Raw genomic sequence first — 18,090 nt, forward strand, 5'->3', positions numbered from 1 at the left:
GCCAACAGACATGAGAGATTTCGCCAACAAGGTCGCCGCGATCACCGGCGCGGGCTCGGGCATGGGCCGCGCGCTCGCGGTGCAGCTCGCGCAGGCCGGCTGCCACGTGGCGCTCGCCGACAAGAACGCGGTCGGCCTCGCCGAAACCGAACGGATCGTCCGCACGGTCGCGCCGGGCGTGCGTGTGACGACGCGCGTGCTGGACGTCGGCGAGCGCGCCGCGATGTTCGCGTGGGCCGACGACACCGCGCAGGAACACGGCAAGGTCAACCTGATCTTCAACAACGCGGGCGTCGCGCTGTCGAGCACGATCGACGGGATGGAATACAGCGATCTCGAATGGATCGTGAACATCAACTTCTGGGGCGTCGTGCACGGCACGAAGGCGTTCCTGCCGCACCTGAAGGCGTCCGGCGACGGTCACGTGATCAACACGTCGAGCATCTTCGGGATCTTCGCGCAACCGGGCATGAGCGGGTACAACGCGACCAAGTACGCGGTGCGCGGCTTCACCGAATCGCTGCGCCAGGAGCTCGACATGATGAACTGCGGCGTGTCGGCGACCTGTGTGCACCCGGGCGGCATCCGCACCAACATCGCGCAGTCGAGCCGCGTCGCGAAGAACATGGTCGGCTTCATGGTCGAGAGCGAGCAACAGGGCAAGGACGCGTTCGAGAAATTCTTCATCACGACCGCCGACGACGCGGCGCGAGCGATCCTCGCCGGCGTGCGCCGCAACAAGCGCCGCGTGCTGATCGGGCGCGACGCGCGCGGCGCCGACTGGCTCGCGCGCATCCTGCCGGCCGCGTATCAGGCACTGGTTGTGTTCGCAACCAGGCACGAGGCCGCGAAAGCGCGCCGCCGCGCCGCGCGCGCGCCCGCACCGGCCCACGCAACGTACAACAACGCTGGCAATCAGGGAGGAGAACAATCATGACGACACCGCAGATGATGCCCGTGCGGCGCGACATCCGTTTCGCGCTGCCCCCGGCGCACGCGCGCGACTGGCATGTCCAGGGCGTGCCCGTCACCCACTTCATGAACGCGTTGTCGCTGCTGTTCCCGGCCGGCGAACGGTTCTTCATGGACTCGGTGCGCAACTACCGCGACCGGATCGACGACCCGGAACTGAAGAAGCAGGTGATGGGCTTCATCGGCCAGGAGGCGATGCACACGCGCGAGCACATCGAGTACAACGACCTGCTGCAGGCGTCGGGGCTGCCCGCGCACAAGCTCGACAAGCGCCTGTGGGCGATCCTCGGCTGGTTCAAGAAGGTGCTGCCGCATTCGATGCAGCTCGCGATCACGATCGCGCTCGAGCACTACACGGCGATTCTCGCGAACCAGCTGCTGTCGGGCCACGAGCACCGCATCGACGGCTCCGTCGAGGGCTACCAGCAGATGTGGATGTGGCACGCGATGGAAGAGACCGAGCACAAGGCGGTGTCGTACGACGTGTGGAACGCCGTGATGAAGCCGGGCCTCGGCAGCTACCTGCTGCGCACCGGCACGATGCTGACGACGACCTTGATGTTCTGGACGATCGTGTTCGACTTCCACGTGCGCCTGATGCTCGCGCATCGGCGCCGTCACGGGAAATTCGGCGGCATGTGGCGGCTCGTGAAGTACCTGTACAGCCCGAAGCATGGCGTGTTCCCGAGCATCGCGCGAGAATGGCTCGACTATTTCCGGCCGGGCTTCCATCCGTGGGACCACGACAACCACCAGTACCTGCAAGGGCTCGACACGCTGCTCGCGAACATCGACGCGACCAACGCGCGCTACGCCGCGCAGGCCGCGCCGCGCCGCGTGCCGCTGCATCCGGTCCCGCAGGCGTGACGCGATGGCGCGCGCAAGCGAGATGCTGACCGTCCAGTCCGGCGACGTGAAGCTCGCCGTCTACGCGAGCGGCTCGCGCCGCGCGCCGCCGGTGATCCTCGTGCACGGCTACCCCGATTCGGCGCGGGTGTGGGAGCCGATCCGCGCGCGGCTCGCGAAACGCTACCGCGTGATCGCGTACGACGTGCGCGGCGCGGGCGCCTCCGACGCGCCGCGCCGCCGCGCCGACTACACGCTCGCACGGCTCGCCGACGACCTGAAGGCCGTCGCCGACGCCACCTGCGGCGGCCGGCCGTTCCACCTCGTCGGCCACGACTGGGGGTCGATCCAGTGCTGGGAAGCCGTGACCGATCCGGCGTTGCGCGGGCGCATCGCGTCGTACACGTCGATCTCCGGGCCGTGCCTCGACCATGTGTTCCGCGCGAGGATGCGGCTCCGGCAGAGCCTGAGGTCGTGGTACATCGCGTTCTTCCACCTGCCGCTCGTGCCGTCGCTGGTGTGGCGGCTCGGCGGCGCGGCGCTGTGGCCGCGCTGGCTGCAGCTCACCGAACGGGTTCGCCCCGAGCGCGACCCCGCGCAACTGAAGAACGCGCTGAACGGCATGCAGATGTACCGCGCGAACTTCATCGCGCGGGCCCGGCGGCCGCGCGAGCGTCACGCACAGGCGCCGGTGCAGATCCTCGTGCCGGTGCGCGACCGCTACGTGACGCCGGAGATGTCGGCCGGCCTCGACCGCTGGCTCGGCGAGCACGTGCGCGAGGAAATCGACGGCGCGCACTGGATCGTGTTGCGCGACCCCGACCTGATCGCGGCGCGGATCGACCGCTTCGCGGCCGCCCACGAGACGAAGACGGCCGCGCCCGTTCAGCGGATTGCCGGCAAGCGCCTGAACAACGTCTCGTAGTCGATCACGAGGCCGTCGTCGTCGATGTCCATCTCGGCGGTGAAATCCCGGAAGATGCCTTCGTAGCGGTAGCGCCGGCCCGGCTCGATGCACGCGTATGCCTGCTGGACCCGGGTCGCCTTCAGGTCCGGCGTCGACACGTAGACGACGTCGATCGGCTGCCGCTCGCCGCGCGCAAGCCCGAGGCGGCCGATCGGCAGCGAGTTCGTGTACGGCGTCGCCGCGATGTCGATGTCGATGCAGCCGTCCAGTTCCGGCAGCGCCCGCCCGGAGCCGTCGCGCCAATGGCCGAGGCCGTCGCCGTGCAGCTCGAGCGTGCCGCCGCCCATCACCTTGAGCACCGCGTAGGTCGCCCGCCATCGCGCGTCGCAGACCACCCGGTACGCGAGCCCGTAGGACTTGCCGTACCGCTGGCCGACCACCACGCTTTCCACGACGATCCCGCCGTCGCTGCGGTCGAACGCCAGATGTTCGATCCCGTCGCCTTCGAGCGACGCCCAACGCACTTCACGCATCGTCCTGCCTCCTTGCTCGTTGTCGAATGCCGGGCATCGTCGCACAAATTCCCGGTATCCACGATTCCCTATTCCGGTGCATGCCGATCTGCCCTATCCTCGCGGCTCATCCTGCACTGCCGCCGTCATGTCCACTGCCCAGCCCGCCTCGCCGTCGATCGACCTGCGCATCCTGCTGCGCAGCCTCGGGCAGATCGTGCTGCAAGCGAACGCGCTGACGGGCGCACTGCTGCTCGCCGCGCTGGCGCTCACCGACGCGCGGCTCGCGTGCGCGGCGCTGCTCGGCGCGGCGGCGGCCAACATGGTCGCCGTGCTGACCGGCGCCGCGCGCGGCGACGTCGAAGCGGGGCTGCACGGCTTCAACGGCGCGCTCGCCGCGCTGGCCGCCGTCACGTTCGCGCCGCAGCCGCTCGCGGCCGTCGCGCTCGCGCCGCTCGCCGCGGCGGGTGCGGCGCTCGTGCAGCGCGCGCTGCGCCGGCCGCTCGAGACATGGCGCCAGTGCCCGTATTCGAGCCCGTGCCTCGCCGTCACCGCGCTGTGGCTGCCGTTTGTCGCGACGCAGCATGCGGGCGCGAGCGCAGCCGGCGTATCGTTGACGCTGCCGGCGTTCGCACCGGCGCTGCTCGCCGGCGTCGCGCAGGCCGCCTTCGCGCAAGGCGCATGGGCCGGCGCGCTGATCGTCGCCGGGCTCGCGGCCGCGTCGCGCCGCGCGGCCGCGTTCGCGCTCGGCGGCGCGGCCGTGTCGTCCGCGCTGCTGATCGCGCTCGGCGCCGGCGCCGCGACGCTCGCGGACGGTCTGCCAGGCTTCAATGGCGCGCTGGCCGCGCTTGCGCTGATGCCGCGCGGCGCGCGCGCCGCGTTGGCGGCCGCGGTGCTCGCCGCGCTGCTGCAGGCGCTCGCGATGCGCGCGGGCGTCACCGCCCTCACCGCGCCGTTCGTGCTGGCGTCGTGGCTCACCGTATGGGTCGTGCGCCGCTTCACCCTGGGAGAAGCCGATGTCGTCATTCGCTCACCGTCCTGACGCCGTCACGCCCGGCGGCCCGATCTCGGACGCCGAACGCCGGCTGCGCGTCGATCTCGCCGCCGCGTACCGGCTCGTCGCGCTGAACGGCTGGGACGACCTGATCTACACGCATCTTTCCGCGGCCGTGCCGGGCGAGCCCGGCCGCTTCCTGATCAATCCGTTCGGGCTGACGTTCGACGAGGTGCGCGCGTCGAACCTCGTGAAGATCGACCTCGCCGGCAACCGGATCGGCGACGGCGAGCACCCGGTCAACGTGACCGGCTTCGCGCTGCACGCGGCCGTGCATGCGGCGCGTCCCGACGCGGTGTGCGTGATGCACCTGCACAATACGGCCGGCATCGCGGTGTCGATCCAGCGCGACGGGCTGCTGCCCGCATCGCAGCATGCGCTGCGCTTTTACGGCGATCTCGCGTATCACGACTACGAGGCGCTGGCGTTCTCGCCGGCCGAGGGCGCGCGGCTGACCGCGAGCCTCGGCGCGAAATCCGCGATGCTGCTGCGCAACCACGGCACGCTGACGGTCGGCCGCACGGTCGCCGAGGCCTACGTGCGGATGGATACGCTGATCAAGGCGTGCGACATCCAGGTGCGCGCGCAGGCAGGCGGCGGGCCGCTCGTGCTGCCCGAGCCGGCCGTCGCCGCGCGCACCGCCGAGCAGTTGCGCGACGGCGGCGCGATCGAAGGCGAACTGGAGTGGCCCGCGCTGCTGCGCCGCGTCGACCGGATCGATCCGTCGTATCGCGATTGAATTGTTCCGAACTTTCCGACCTTCCCGACCTGACAGGAGAAACCCATGCCGACATTCAACATCCAGCTGTTCGAAGGCCGCACCGTCGAGCAGAAGCGCCGGTTCGTCGAGGCGATCACGCGCGTCACCTGCGAGACGCTCGGCTGCGAGCCGGGCTCGGTCGACATCATCCTGACCGACGTGAAGAAGGAGAACTGGGCGACGGGCGGCAAGCTGTGGAGCGACGAGGGTTGAGCGCTTCGCGGCGGCCTTTCCGCTGACGTAAGCACGTCTTACCGTTTCTCCGGCGCCGCCGTCCGTGTCTTCCCGGTGATGTGCACCCGCACATGGCGTTGTCGCGCATTCGGCGCATAATGGCCCACTGACGAAGCAGTCGATGGCCACCCGAGAGGAGAACGCGCCATGGAAGCGAAGAACGAAGAAGTCGTCGCACACCTGCTCTCCGACGTCGTCGAATTCGCGCGCGAGCGCCTGCCCGAGGCGACGTTCCGGATCGTCGAACCCTTCCTTCGCCATTACTACGACTTCGTCGACGCCGACGACCTGCAATGCCGCGGCATCGCCGACCTGTACGGCGCCGCGATGGCGCACTGGCAAACCGCCCAGAAATTCGTGCCCGGCAGCGAGCGGCTGCGCGTGTACAACCCGATCCTCGAACAGCACGGCTGGCACTCCGACCACACGGTGATCGAGATCGTCAACGACGACATGCCGTTCCTCGTCGATTCGGTGTCGATGGCCGTCAACCGCCTCGGCCTTGCGCTGCACTCGGCGATGCACCCCGTGTTCCGGATCTGGCGCGGCAAGAACGGCAATATCGAGCGCGCGGACGTGGGCGGCCTCGCGACCGACGACGGGCACTCGCAGCTCGCGTCGTTCATTCATTTCGAGGTCGACCGCTGCGGCGACGCGGCGAAGCTCGACTCGCTGCGCAACGACATCGCGCGCGTGCTCGGCGACGTGCGCGCGTCGGTCGAGGACTGGCCGAAGATCGTCGACATCGCGCGCAGCACGATCAAGGAGATGAAGGCGCGCGAGACGAGCGCCGAAGACATCGAGGCGCGCGCGTTCCTCGAATGGATGGTGGCCGACCATTTCACGTTCCTCGGGCAGCGCGACTACGCGCTCGTGTCCCACGGCGCCGGCTTCGCGCTGCGCGGCGTCGAAGGCTCGGGCTTCGGCATCCTGCGCGAAGCGCTGCGCACGCCCGGCACGCCGGACCTGACGCCGCTGCCGCCCGCCGCGGCGGAAATCATCCACGGCGCCTGGCCGATCTTCCTCACCAAGGCGAACTCGCGCGCGACCGTGCACCGCCCCGGCTATCTCGACTACGTCGGCGTCAAGCTGATCGGCCCCGACGGCAAGGTTTGCGGCGAGCGGCGCTTCATCGGGCTCTACACGTCGACCGCGTACATGGTGTCCAGCTCGGAAATCCCGATCGTGCGGCGCAAGTGCGCGAACATCGTGCGGCGCGCGGGCTTTTTGCCGAAAGGCCATCTCGGCAAGACGCTCGTGACGGTGCTCGAAACCTATCCGCGCGACGAGCTGTTCCAGGCCGACGAAGACCAGCTTTACGACATCGCGCTCGGCGTGCTGCGGCTGCAGGAGCATCAGCGCACGCGCCTGTTCGTGCGGCGCGACCGCTTCGACCGCTTCGTGTCGTGCCTCGTGTACGTGCCGCGCGACAAGTACACCACCGACCTGCGCCGGCGCATCGCGCGGCTGCTCGTCGACGCGTTCAAGGGCATCAACGTCGAATTCACGCCGCTGCTGTCGGAATCCGCGATCGCGCGGATCCACTTCGTCGTGCATGCGGAGCCGGGCACGATGCCCGACGTCGACACACGCGAGCTCGAGACGCGCCTCATCCAGGTCACGCGCCGCTGGCAGGACGACCTGTCGGACGCGCTGCTCGACGCGTTCGGCGAGGAGCAAGGCAACCGCCTGCTGCAGCGCTATGCCGATTCGTTCCCGGCCGGCTACCGCGACGACTATCCGGCGCGCACCGCGGTGCGCGACATCGAACTGATCGAGCGCGTGAACGGCACCGGGCGCCTCGCGATGAACCTTTACCGGCCGATCGAGGCCGAAGCGCGCGCGTTCCGCTTCAAGGTCTACCGCTCCGGCGAGCCGATCGCGCTGTCGCGCAGCCTGCCGATGCTCGAACACCTCGGCGTGCGCGTCGACGAGGAACGGCCGTACCGGATCCAGGCGCAGGACGGCGCGCCCGCATGGGTGCACGATTTCGGCCTCGAAATGGCGGACGACACCGAGTTCGACATCGAGCGCGTGAAGGGGCTGTTCGAGGACGCGTTCGACCGGATCTGGAGCGGCCGGATCGAGAACGACGATTTCAACCGGCTCGTGCTGCGCGCACACCTCAGCGCGCGCGAAGTCACGATCCTGCGCGCGTATGCGAAGTACCTGCGGCAGGTCGGCTCGACGTTCAGCGATGCGTACATCGAGCGCGCGCTGACCGGCAATCCGGCGATCGCGCGGCAGCTCGTCGAGCTGTTCGTCGTGCGTTTCGATCCGCGCATCGGCAGCCCGCGCGACGCACAGGCCGAGCGGCTGCTGAAGGCGATCGAGACCGCGCTCGACCAGGTGCCGAATCTCGACGAGGACCGGATCCTGCGCCAGTTCCTCGGCGTGATCAACGCGACCGAGCGCACCAACTACTTCCGGCACGACGCTGACGGCGAGCCCAAGCCGTACCTGTCGTTCAAGTTCGATCCCGCGAAAGTGCCCGGCCTGCCCGAGCCGAAGCCGATGTTCGAGATCTGGGTGTATTCGCCGCGCGTCGAGGGCGTGCACCTGCGCGGCGGGCGCGTCGCGCGCGGCGGCCTGCGCTGGTCCGACCGCCGCGAGGATTTCCGCACCGAGGTGCTCGGCCTGATGAAGGCGCAGATGGTGAAGAACGTCGTGATCGTGCCGGTCGGCTCGAAAGGCGGCTTCGTCGTGAAGAACCCGCCGCCGCCGAGCGACCGCGACGCGTGGATGCGCGAAGGCGTCGCGTGCTACCAGACGTTCCTGCGCGGCCTGCTCGACCTGACCGACAACCTCGCCGGCAATGCGGTCGAGCCGCCGCCCGACGTCGTGCGGCACGATCCCGACGATCCGTATCTCGTCGTCGCGGCCGACAAGGGCACGGCCACCTTCTCCGACTACGCGAACGCGATCTCGCACGAATACGGCTTCTGGCTCGACGACGCGTTCGCGTCGGGCGGCTCGGTCGGCTACGACCACAAGAAGATGGCGATCACCGCGCGCGGCGCGTGGGAGTCGGTCAAGCGGCATTTCCGCGAGATGGGCGTCGATACGCAGACGACCGACTTCACGGTGGTCGGCATCGGCGACATGTCGGGCGACGTGTTCGGCAACGGCATGCTGCTGTCGCCGCACATCCGGCTCGTCGCGGCGTTCGACCACCGGCACGTGTTCCTCGACCCGAACCCCGATCCGGCCGCGAGCTTCGCGGAGCGCGCGCGGCTGTTCGCGCTCGAGCGGTCGAGCTGGGCCGACTACGATTCGGCAGCGATCTCCACGGGCGGCGGCGTCTATCCGCGCACCGCGAAGACGATCCCGCTGTCTGCCGCGGTGCAGGCCGCGCTCGGCATCGACGCGGCCGCGCTCGCGCCGAACGAGCTGATCCGCGCGATCCTGCAGGCGCCGGTCGACCTGCTGTACAACGGCGGGATCGGCACCTACGTGAAAGCGGCCCGCGAGACCAACGCACAGGTCGGCGATCGCGCGAACGACGCGGTGCGCGTGAACGGCGCGGACCTGCGCTGCAAAGTCGTCGGCGAAGGCGGCAACCTCGGCTTCACGCAGTTCGGGCGCATCGAGTTCGCGCAGCGCGGCGGACGCGTCAACACCGACGCGATCGACAACTCGGCCGGCGTCGACTGTTCGGACCACGAAGTCAACATCAAGATCCTGCTCGGGCTGGTCGTCACCGACGGCGAGATGACCGAGAAGCAGCGCAACGCGCTGCTCGCCGAAATGACCGACGAGGTCGGGCTGCTCGTGCTGCGCGACAACTACTACCAGACCCAGGCGCTGTCGATCGCAGGCCGCTACACGGTCGAGCTGCTCGACGCCGAGGCGCGCCTGATGCACTGGCTCGAACGTGCGGGGCGGCTGAACCGCGTGATCGAGTTCCTGCCGACCGACGACGACGTCGCCGAGCGCCAGGCCGCGAAGCTCGGCCTCACGTCGCCGGAGCGCGCGGTGCTGCTCGCATACAGCAAGATGTGGCTGTACGACGCGCTGCTCGAATCCGACGTGCCGGAAGACCCGCTCGTGGCCGGCATGCTGGTCGACTATTTCCCGAAGCCGCTGCAGCAGCGCTTCAGCGAGCCGATGCGCCGCCATCCGCTGCGCCGCGAGATCCTCGCGACCCACCTGACGAACGCGCTCGTCAACCGGGTCGGCTGCGCGTTCGTGCACCGGCTGATGGAGGAAACCGACGCGCAACCCGGCGATATCGTGCGCGCGTGCATCATGGCGCGCGACGTGTTCGATCTCGACGCGGTCTGGCGCGACATCGATGCACTCGACAACCGCGTCGCCGACGACGTGCAGGCGCGCATGTTCGTCGACGTCGCGCGGCTGCTCGAACGCGCGGCGCTGTGGTTCCTGCGGCACCTGCAGGCCGGTGCGATCGGCGACGGCGGCGTCGGCGAACTGCTCGCGCGCTGCCGCGACGCCGCCGAGCGGCTCGCGCCGCAACTGCCGGCGCTGCTGCCGGCCGCCGATCTCGACGCGCTGTCCGAGCGGCAGCGCGTGCTGGTCGACGCGGGCGTCGACAGCGCGCTCGCGGTGCGCGTCGCGAGCGGCGACATCTCGGCCGCGCTGCTCGACATCGCCGAGGTGGCCGCGACCTGCAACCGCAGCCTGGAGCTCGTCGCGGGCGTGTACTTCGCGCTCGGCACGCAGCTCAATTACGGCTGGATCAGCGAGCGCGCGGCGGCGCTGCCGACGCCCACGCACTGGGACATGATGGCGCGCGCGGCGGCGCTCGCGGACGTCGCGCGCCTCAAGCGCGCGCTGACGACGAGCGCGCTCGGCGAAGCCGCCGAAACGGCGACGCCGGAGGCGATCGTCGACGCGTGGCGCGCACGGCGCGAGGCCGCGCTCGAGCGCTATGCACATCTGCTCGCCGACCTGCGCGCGACGGGCGGCGCGAGCCTCGCCGTGCTGCTCGTGATCGTGAGGGAGATGGCGGTGCTGGAGCGGGCGTGACCGCAGCCGGCGTTCACCGGTCCGCCCTGATCGACGGATGAGTGCCGTGCTTGGCCGATGAGATCTCGACGACGCGCCGGTCGGCCCGACACCGCGTGCCGGCGGCGGTCAATGCCTTGCCGTCCGGTCGTTCCAACCCACCATATGGGTTCCCTCGCATCATGCGGTTGCCTGCGCGACTGGCCGTAAGACGCTCGCATTTCGCTGACGGCCATATATAAACACTCCGGATTCCGACGCTTCACGAATCGCTGCCATCTCTCGATCAGCGGCCGACGCGCTTTCATCAAAAATGACAGTTGTAAAGGGCACATACGCGAACTAGTCTGTATGGGGCATACCTGAATTCTACGAAAATCGAGTTTTTCGTTTTGTGAAAATGTTCCGTCATTCGTTGACGCGATCACACGGGATATTGCAACTCCCGTCGATTCATTACGTTTGCCGTTAGAAGATCAAACAATACAGATCCGGAGTCCCTATGAACGTCAGCAATATCTCGAGTTCAGGTCGGCGTCTTTCCCGGTGGGCGGCAGCGGCGCTTTATGCGGGCGCTTTCATATCCGCGGCTGGTGCCGCCTTTCCCGCCAACGCAAAAGGCATTGGCAACGACTGCGATACGCCGACAACGCCATTCTGCGATGCATTGATGAACCCATTGCCCGGGTGGCCCGGTCACGTTTTCAAGCTATCGCAGGACTACCCCGACCACGCGCCGAAAGATTACCAACCGTGGCGCAAATACGATCCGATTAGCGATCCCAAACGCTACATCCTTTCGGCTCTCACGTATTTCTATGACGGGAACATCCGGGCGACCCCCGCAGACTACGAATACAATTTCGATCCAGCGCGCAATTCGAGGCGCAAGTGGTATCACGCCCCTTGGCAAGATTACGGCAAGGAAGGGCGTGAGTTCATCCATGGATTGACGCGGGAGCGCGTGTCGCAGCCCGGCGAGCTCGCCAAACAACAGACGTCGTATTGGAATAACTACGCGGTCGGTTTTTATAACGCGCCGGGCGGCGTCACGTTCGGGAAGGTCTGGAAAGATCATGGGAAACCGGATCCCACTGCGGGAATCTTTCCTGAAGGAACCGTTTCGGGAAAATTGCTTTTTACGACAGCGACTCCGAATGAGGTTCCCTTTCTCGCAGGCGCGCCCGAATGGAAGGCCTACGTTTATTGCGACGTGCACGACCAAAACCCGACGCTGAATAGCAAGCGTTGTGTAACGACGGTTCGCTTGCTGCAAATCGACATTGCGGTGAAGGACGAACGCGCCAAGGAAACGGGTTGGGTATTCGGCACATTCGTCTACGGCGGCGGCCCCGACTTCAAGCCACCGAAAAGAAGAGTGAACCCATTGAGGAACTGGGAGCAGGTTTATCCCGTCGGCGTCATGTGGGGCAATGATCCCGACAAGCTTACGCCGCCCGTCAAGCTGACTCAGACATGGCTCAACCCGGATGTGAAGATGCTCCATTACGGTTATCAGCCCCCTCGCCCTGCCAGCCGCCTTAATGGCCCCGTCGACAATCCCCGATCGGCCTGCATGTCATGTCACTCGACTTCGCAATGGCCGCTGAGTGCGGGAATGGTCCCGCCCAAGGACGCGCCCCCGGAAATCATTGGATGGTGGTTCCGCAACATTCCTTCAGGGACGCCGTTCGGACCGGGGACGCCGCTCCAGAACGACAATGTGAAACGTGTATCCCTCGATTATTCGCTTCAGCTTTCAGGCGGCATCAGAAACTTCTTTGAAGCCAATCCGCAGCTCATCAATAAAATGTTTCCCAACGCTTCTGCTGGCGATGTCAAGGCGTATCTTGGCAATCCGGTCAGCCGATCCGGCGACGAATAGTAGCTGGGACAGGCACGGGTAGATATTCCCCGTGCTTGCGGCCCCCGGAAAACTGCTACCAGGATCAGGAATCTTCGATCGGGAGAGGATAATATGTTGCAGCCTGGAAAATACCGTACCCGCATGCTGCTCGCTGCGACGCTGATTGCAGGGGGCGTATCGCTTGCACTTTACCCGACCATCGGAATGAGCAGCTCCCCTGATGGTGATGATACGAAAAATCCAATCAAGATCAGCTATTCGCTGCCTGACGATCTCAATAATTCCGATGCGCCGCATGCAACGCTGCAACAGGCTGCAGCTTTTGCCTGGAACCAGTTTATTGCACTGAACTGGCCTGCGCTCGCCAATAACACCAACAAGCAACCTCGAGACAAACCTGACCCGAATCAACCGTTCGGCGACCCTCAATACAAAGACCCTCTCGTCTGGCACACTTTTCGCGGAAAGGTTGAAATATTTCCAGAAGACAATCGCGCGGGGCTTGAAAAAGGAGCCGCCAGCGATTACGGCTATGACGACGCGCCGAGCTACAAGTATGCGGAGGCAGATGTTACCACCCCTTCCGGGCCGACCCCCTGGATCAACCTCGATGAAAACAGTCAAATTGGCCTGAATAAGATTTATGCCGGCGTCGTATCAAGTGAGTCGAGAGACAAATACTCGCAAATCCTCTTCATGGCAAAAGCCAATAGAAACGAGTACAAGTACATCACGGAAAACAGCTGGTGGGATCCGCGTAAACTTCAAATATTCAAGAGGACGGCCGATTTCGTCAACCTTACCAAACGCGATCCGATTGCCGGGTCCACCGATTGCGACGGCACGAGGGATCAAAAATATCCCGGAGTAAAATGCGTAAGCCTCCCCATCGACACCATTGAAATCAAGGCGGCATGGAGAAGATTGACTCCAGATGAAATGAAGTCAGGCCGGTTTTACACCACCCTGGCTCGCCACTACACGAGCCAGGACGACGGGACTCACATCAAGGCCGTAGATGAAGTCATGGGACTCGTCGGGTTGCACATCATCAGAAAAACCAAATCCGCCCCCTATTTCATTTATACGACATTCGAGCAGGCGGATAATATAACGGATGCCAACGGAAATGCGATCGAGGATGAGGACGGAAATTACAGGAGCGTGCTGAAGAACGTAACACCGATGACGCCGAACGTAATCTCCAACAATGCCGGACCCGGCACGACCCAGACTTTCGCGCCCCCCAAAAGCTATCCGGCCGGCCCGAACAAACAGCTTTACTATCAAAACATCCAATCCCAAAATGCCCCGGACAAAAATCACGGACTGCTTGACGGAGGGATAATTCTCGTCAACAAAAGAATAAACGACATACCAGATGAAATAATATACGCCAACAAGCAGGCTCACGATGCAATTCGGTCGTATGCGGCGCCCAGGAATTTCAAGTCACCGCCCGTCTGGCTGTACTACAAGCTCATCAACGTTCAGCACGTACCGCTTGGAGACAAAATTTCCGGAATCGACAGATTCCCGCGATCGACCTACTACCAGGCCAACAGCGTTATTGAAACCGACTACAATCTTCAGCGATTCAGCGGAGAGTTTGACGATTTTCGAGCTAAAAAATTCACCATTTCCGACTTTACCAAAAATGGAAACGACTTGAAAAATGTTTCGCACAGCGGGAAAAGTGTCAACATGGGTGGCTGCATGGGTTGTCATGGCAATGCCCAGGCCGCAGGATCCGGGTTTAGCTTTATCTTTCTTGATGCGCCTGTGAAGGCTCCGGAATGGGACACCAAGTCCTTGAACAGCAGCAAGTTCAGCCGATTCATCAACTACCCGGCACGCCCATAAAGACATTCTTTATCATCACCAGACCCAAACAATCAGCCCGACGACCAACCCATCTTCTTTTTTGAGAGACGACCATGGCGACCATTAACATACTCGTTGCAGTTAATGTGGCTAATGCAGTGACCGAATCGACGAACAACGGACAAAACGTCGCAAACTACGTATACATGATGGACGATGTCATCGTCGACGACATCAACAAACCCAACACCACCGAAGGCACCGACGAATTGCTCACGTACTGCAATAGTGGAGATACGCTCAGGTGGACTGTTTATTCCATTGACCCGGATCAGCACGTCAAAATTACGGGGATTACCGGCGAAATCTTGAAAAAGCTGAATTTCGAACCCAGCGCAGATAACAACGCTCAAACCGTTTGGTCCGGGACTGTTCAAGGGATAGGAGACAAGGTTCAATATTCATTGCAGCTGCTCCTGAATAATCACACCCCCGGATGCTTCGACCCGCACGTCACGTCGACATACGGTACGTCCGCCAAGCGCTAGTTTGGCAAGACGGGGCGACCGAGCTGGTCTACAGGTTTTTGCCGGCCCTTCGCCCCTAACCTTGCCCCGTCCCGGCACCTCGCACTGCAAGGCGAACTCGCACGCGATCGGCACGCCGACGACGCAGAACACCGCGCGGCCCGGCGCAAGGGCTCGGCTCCGAATTGGTCGTTACGTCTGACCGCCGCGGCTCCCGACACCGCGTGTCGGCGGCACTCAACCTTGCCCGCGCCATGGGAATCCCGTCGATCTGCGCGGCAGCAGGCACAATACGGGGCATTAGTGCCGACGACGCACCAGCGTTCGACATCCGAACCGCGTGACGGCGCGCTGCCGGAATCCGCTCCTTCCCTGCCGTCATGCCCCACTCAAGCCTCGACCGCGCCGCCGCGCCCGCGCGCGCAACGAATTCACCGCGTTTCCTGTTGCTGCTGATCTGCCTGTTCGCGTCCGCCGGACAGCTCGCGATCGACATCTACGTGCCCGCGCTGCCCGCGATGGCCCGCTATTTCGCGACGTCGCCGCAGGCGATCCAGTCGAGCGTGTCCGGCTACCTGGCCGCCTACGCGTTCAGCCAGCTCGTATTCGGGCCGGTCGCCGACGCCTTCGGGCGCAAGCGCGTGCTCGCGTTCGGGCTCGTCGTCTATACGATCGGCTGCCTGCTGTCGCTCGGCGCGACGAACCTGGAAACGTTCCTCCTCGCCCGCTGTCTGCAGGGCTTCGGCATCGCGACCACCAACCTGCTCGCGAAGGCGATCATCACCGATTCGTTCACCGGGCAGGCGCTGATGCATGCGTTCACCTACATGTCGATCGCGTGGGGGCTCGCGCCGATCGTCGCGCCGGTGATCGGCGCGCACCTGCAGACATGGTTCGGCTGGCAGGCCTGCCTGGTGTTCCTGCTCGCGTACTCGCTCGTGATGTGGGCGCTGCTGTGGGGCTATCGCGAGACGCTGCCGCGCCCCGTGCCCCTCGCGCCGCGCACGCTGATGGCGAACGCCGGCAAGGTGCTGTCGAGCCCGGTGTTCCATAGCTGCTTCCTCGCGCAGGGGCTGTGCTACAGCATCCTGCTCGTGTTCAACATCGTCGGGCCGTTCATGGTGCAGACCACGCTGCACGAGCCGCCGACCTTTTTCGGCTATCTCGCGCTCGGCATCGGGATGATGTACTTCCTCGGCGGGCTGTCGAACCGCGTGCACGGCCCGCGCCTGCCGAGCGCCGAGCGGCGGCTGCAGCTCGGCGCGCGCGTGATGGCCGGCGCCGCGATCGCGATGCTCGCGCTGGCGCTGACCGTCGGCCTGCGCGTGTGGACGCTCGCGACGCCCGCGCTCGTGATGGGGTTTTGCGCCGGCGCGATGTATCCGACGCTGATGGCGAAGGGCAATGCGCTGTTCCCGCACATCGCGGGCCTGACGAGCGCGATCCTCGGCTGCGCGCTGCTGCTCGTGTCGTCGGCGATGATGGGGCTCGCCGGCTTCGTGTCGGTGCAGGTGCTGACGCCGCTCGCGGTGTTCTTCGTGATCCTCGCGCTCACGGTGGTCGCGATGGTCGCGAAGCTGCTGCGTCATCTCGCGCAGATGCAGCCCGCGGCGGTCGTGCGCGGCGGCGGCGAGGTGGCCTGAGCGTTCGGTCCATGTCGATGCGTCCACCCGTTTCCGCATTTCGCCGCCGGGGCATGGCGCCGTTCCGGCGGCTGATCGGCCGTTCGTGACGGCCTTGTGATCCTCTCGGGGACGGCTGCCGTGCAATCGTCCCCGTTGCGGTCAGCGCTCGACAGCCCGCCCGTTCGTCACCGGACCGCGTGCGCCCGGCGACGCCGCGCTGCGCGCCGCCGCGTGCGCGAACAGCGCGTCGAGATCGAAGCCCGTCGTGTCGATCCCGATCGCATCGCGCAGGCACGCGCTCCACGCAGCCGCGTCGTCGAAGGTAGCGGTCGCCGTCACCGCGCCGGTCGCGTCGCGCTGCGTGAACACCGCGTTGAGCATCGACACGCGCCCCTCGGGCAGCACGCGGCACGCGATCAGGTCGTTGACGAACAGCGAATCGGGATACGTCGACGTGAACCAGCTCGCGCTCTCGTAATCGATCCATTCGGCCCGCTTCAGCGAGAACCTGTAGGTCGTCTGCCAGCCGTCCGGCGTCTCGCACTGCATGTCGAGCTCGCCCGCGACCGGCGCGTCGACGACGCGGAACGCGCCGTGCGGCGTCAACTGGCGCTCGCCCGGCAGATGACGCAGCGGCGCGGTCAGCGTCGCCGTGCCGAAGCCGATGTCCGCGAACCACGCGGCATCGTCGAGATCGACGCGCAGCAGCATGTGCGTCTGCGCGGTGACGTCTTCCGGCGCCTGCATCCAGCGCACGCGCGCAATCAGCGGCGTGACGCGAAAGCCGATGTGCGTGAGCGCGGCGTAGAACAGCTTGTTCAGCTCGAAGCAGTAGCCGCCGCGCCGCCGCTCGACCAGCTTGTCGACGATTGCGGGCAGGTCGAGCGCGACGCGCGCGCCGGTCAGCGGATTGAGGTTTTCGAACGGGATCGCCTGCGGATGCAGCAGGTGGACGCGGCGCAGCACGTCGAGGGTCGGCGCGACGGGGCCGTCGTAACCGATGCGGGCGAAATAGCGTGAGAGGTCGAACGAGTCAGTCATGAGCCGGCACCGTGAGCGAGGACGCCACACGATAGCACCGGCTGAAATCCCCATGCAGCGCAAGGTCATCGTAAGCGACGACCCTGCACCCGGGCGGGCGACGGCGTTACGGCAGCAGCTTCAGCGCCGACGTCGCGACCGACGGCACCGAGATGCCCTGGCTCGTCGCGAACTGGACGGCCTGGCTCAGCGTCGCCGCGAGCGACTGCAGCTGGCCGGGTGCGCTTTGCGCGATATACGACGCGGCCTGTGCGTTCTGCGGATTCAGGCCCGCCTGCAGCAGCTCGGCCGGGTTCGTCGAGCCGAGGCCGCCGAGCCCCGACTGCAGCTGCGAATACTGCGTGAGGCCCTGGCCGAGCGACGCGAGGCCGTTGCTGAACGCCTGCTTGTCGACCGGGCCGCGCGCGGCGCCGCCGGTCGCGAACGCCTGGCCCAGCGCCTGCGACACCGATTGCTGCGCGCCGCCCATCTGCGACAGCGTGGCCGGCGTGAGCACGTTGCCGCCGCTGCCCAGCAGGCTCGCCGCCTGCTGGGCCTGGCCGGCCGCGCCGGTGAGCCCCATCGCCGACGCGAGCGACGACTGTCCCGCCAGCACCTGCTGATTCGCACCGACATACGCCTGCAGCAGTTGCCCGATCGCGCCCTGCGCCGGCGCCGCCTGCTGCTGCCCGCCGCCGAGCAGCGATGCGCCCAGCGATTGAAGGTCGAGCTGCGCGTGCGCGGCGCCGCTCAGCAGCGCGCCGCAAACGGCGCCTGCCCACGCCAGACGCTTGCCCGTCGCGCGAATCCTGTTCATGTCCTGTTCTCCCGTGCCGGAATGATGAGGCGGATATTTTCGAAGCCCGCTACGCGACGCCGCAACGATTGATACACATCGATACGAAATCGCGGGTGACGGGTGTGCGCATTCGCGCGCATCCGCTGCGCGACATCACGGCCGCTGCGGCATTCGT

14 protein-coding genes are annotated in these 18,090 nt (G+C 65.9%); 11 read left to right on the forward strand and 3 right to left on the reverse strand.

The window, feature by feature from the left end:
* Positions 1–10: 10 nt before the first annotated feature.
* Genes KY49_RS31045 through KY49_RS31055 form a run of 3 tightly spaced genes read left to right on the forward strand, consistent with a single transcriptional unit; the run spans position 11 to position 2,743 of the window.
* Positions 11–937 (forward strand): SDR family NAD(P)-dependent oxidoreductase, encoded by a 927-nt coding sequence (locus KY49_RS31045; RefSeq protein WP_042588137.1) that lies wholly within the window; start codon positions 11–13, stop codon positions 935–937.
* Positions 934–1,839, forward strand: a complete 906-nt coding sequence (locus tag KY49_RS31050; protein ID WP_042588138.1) for a metal-dependent hydrolase — start codon at positions 934–936, stop codon at positions 1,837–1,839. Before KY49_RS31045 ends, KY49_RS31050 begins: the two co-directional genes overlap by 4 nt.
* A gap of 4 nt (positions 1,840–1,843) precedes the next feature.
* Positions 1,844–2,743 carry an alpha/beta fold hydrolase gene (locus KY49_RS31055; RefSeq protein WP_042588139.1) on the forward strand — a complete coding sequence of 300 codons (900 nt, stop codon included), beginning with the start codon at positions 1,844–1,846 and terminating at the stop codon, positions 2,741–2,743.
* Here KY49_RS31055 and KY49_RS31060 read toward each other — a convergent pair.
* The gene (locus KY49_RS31060; protein WP_042588140.1) at positions 2,704–3,258 is read right to left on the reverse strand and encodes a putative glycolipid-binding domain-containing protein; all 555 of its coding nucleotides are present in this window, start codon (positions 3,256–3,258) and stop codon (positions 2,704–2,706) included. The two genes, KY49_RS31055 and KY49_RS31060, sit on opposite strands and share 40 nt — an antisense overlap.
* 127 nt (positions 3,259–3,385) lie before the next feature.
* Here KY49_RS31060 and KY49_RS31065 point away from each other — a divergent pair, with 127 nt between their 5' ends.
* The 8 genes from KY49_RS31065 (at position 3,386) to KY49_RS31095 (ending at position 16,114) form a co-directional block, all read left to right on the forward strand.
* Positions 3,386–4,279: an urea transporter gene (locus tag KY49_RS31065; RefSeq protein WP_042588141.1), complete on the forward strand. Its 894-nt coding sequence runs from the start codon at positions 3,386–3,388 to the stop codon at positions 4,277–4,279.
* Positions 4,254–5,030 (forward strand): class II aldolase/adducin family protein, encoded by a 777-nt coding sequence (locus tag KY49_RS31070; protein ID WP_042588142.1) that lies wholly within the window; start codon positions 4,254–4,256, stop codon positions 5,028–5,030. The genes KY49_RS31065 and KY49_RS31070 overlap by 26 nt, the downstream gene beginning before the upstream one ends.
* Before the next feature lie 45 nt (positions 5,031–5,075).
* A complete protein-coding gene (locus KY49_RS31075) occupies positions 5,076–5,264 on the forward strand; it encodes a 4-oxalocrotonate tautomerase (RefSeq protein WP_010097369.1) in 189 nt (62 codons plus the stop codon).
* A 168-nt stretch (positions 5,265–5,432) separates the two neighbouring features.
* Positions 5,433–10,274: an NAD-glutamate dehydrogenase gene (locus KY49_RS31080; RefSeq protein ID WP_042588143.1), complete on the forward strand. Its 4,842-nt coding sequence runs from the start codon at positions 5,433–5,435 to the stop codon at positions 10,272–10,274.
* 481 nt (positions 10,275–10,755) lie between these two features.
* The gene (locus KY49_RS37900) at positions 10,756–12,138 is read left to right on the forward strand and encodes a hypothetical protein (RefSeq protein ID WP_156162647.1); all 1,383 of its coding nucleotides are present in this window, start codon (positions 10,756–10,758) and stop codon (positions 12,136–12,138) included.
* Positions 12,139–12,231: 93 nt separating this feature from the next.
* Positions 12,232–13,983 carry a hypothetical protein gene (locus KY49_RS37905; RefSeq protein ID WP_156162648.1) on the forward strand — a complete coding sequence of 584 codons (1,752 nt, stop codon included), beginning with the start codon at positions 12,232–12,234 and terminating at the stop codon, positions 13,981–13,983.
* A gap of 74 nt (positions 13,984–14,057) precedes the next feature.
* The gene (locus tag KY49_RS31090; RefSeq protein WP_042588145.1) at positions 14,058–14,492 is read left to right on the forward strand and encodes a hypothetical protein; all 435 of its coding nucleotides are present in this window, start codon (positions 14,058–14,060) and stop codon (positions 14,490–14,492) included.
* A 359-nt stretch (positions 14,493–14,851) separates the two neighbouring features.
* Entirely contained in the window at positions 14,852–16,114 is a 1,263-nt protein-coding gene (locus KY49_RS31095; RefSeq protein ID WP_042588146.1) for a multidrug effflux MFS transporter, read from the forward strand.
* Between the two features lie 141 nt (positions 16,115–16,255).
* Here the strand turns inward: KY49_RS31095 and KY49_RS31100 are convergent, their stop codons facing one another.
* Complete coding sequence (locus KY49_RS31100; protein WP_042588147.1) at positions 16,256–17,137, reverse strand: arylamine N-acetyltransferase family protein; 882 nt, start codon at positions 17,135–17,137, stop codon at positions 16,256–16,258.
* Positions 17,138–17,243: 106 nt separating this feature from the next.
* Positions 17,244–17,933: a hypothetical protein gene (locus KY49_RS31105; protein ID WP_042588148.1), complete on the reverse strand. Its 690-nt coding sequence runs from the start codon at positions 17,931–17,933 to the stop codon at positions 17,244–17,246.
* Positions 17,934–18,090 lie beyond the last annotated feature (157 nt).

Origin of the sequence: Burkholderia sp. MSHR3999 (assembly GCF_000833595.1) — a bacterium.
GTDB classification, from domain to species: domain Bacteria; phylum Pseudomonadota; class Gammaproteobacteria; order Burkholderiales; family Burkholderiaceae; genus Burkholderia; species Burkholderia ubonensis.

Excerpts from the sequence above, each read along its gene's own strand:
- KY49_RS31050 (WP_042588138.1), top strand. The coding sequence starts at position 934 with ATGACGACACCGCAGATGATGCCCGTGCGGCGCGACATCCGTTTCGCG.
- KY49_RS31100 (WP_042588147.1), bottom strand. The coding sequence starts at position 17,137 with ATGACTGACTCGTTCGACCTCTCACGCTATTTCGCCCGCATCGGTTAC.
- KY49_RS31095 (WP_042588146.1), top strand. The coding sequence starts at position 14,852 with ATGCCCCACTCAAGCCTCGACCGCGCCGCCGCGCCCGCGCGCGCAACG.
- KY49_RS31055 (WP_042588139.1), top strand. The coding sequence starts at position 1,844 with ATGGCGCGCGCAAGCGAGATGCTGACCGTCCAGTCCGGCGACGTGAAG.
- KY49_RS31075 (WP_010097369.1), top strand. The coding sequence starts at position 5,076 with ATGCCGACATTCAACATCCAGCTGTTCGAAGGCCGCACCGTCGAGCAG.
- KY49_RS37905 (WP_156162648.1), top strand. The coding sequence starts at position 12,232 with ATGTTGCAGCCTGGAAAATACCGTACCCGCATGCTGCTCGCTGCGACG.
- KY49_RS31080 (WP_042588143.1), top strand. The coding sequence starts at position 5,433 with ATGGAAGCGAAGAACGAAGAAGTCGTCGCACACCTGCTCTCCGACGTC.
- KY49_RS31105 (WP_042588148.1), bottom strand. The coding sequence starts at position 17,933 with ATGAACAGGATTCGCGCGACGGGCAAGCGTCTGGCGTGGGCAGGCGCC.
- KY49_RS31065 (WP_042588141.1), top strand. The coding sequence starts at position 3,386 with ATGTCCACTGCCCAGCCCGCCTCGCCGTCGATCGACCTGCGCATCCTG.
- KY49_RS31070 (WP_042588142.1), top strand. The coding sequence starts at position 4,254 with ATGTCGTCATTCGCTCACCGTCCTGACGCCGTCACGCCCGGCGGCCCG.
- KY49_RS31060 (WP_042588140.1), bottom strand. The coding sequence starts at position 3,258 with ATGCGTGAAGTGCGTTGGGCGTCGCTCGAAGGCGACGGGATCGAACAT.
- KY49_RS31090 (WP_042588145.1), top strand. The coding sequence starts at position 14,058 with ATGGCGACCATTAACATACTCGTTGCAGTTAATGTGGCTAATGCAGTG.
- KY49_RS37900 (WP_156162647.1), top strand. The coding sequence starts at position 10,756 with ATGAACGTCAGCAATATCTCGAGTTCAGGTCGGCGTCTTTCCCGGTGG.
- KY49_RS31045 (WP_042588137.1), top strand. The coding sequence starts at position 11 with ATGAGAGATTTCGCCAACAAGGTCGCCGCGATCACCGGCGCGGGCTCG.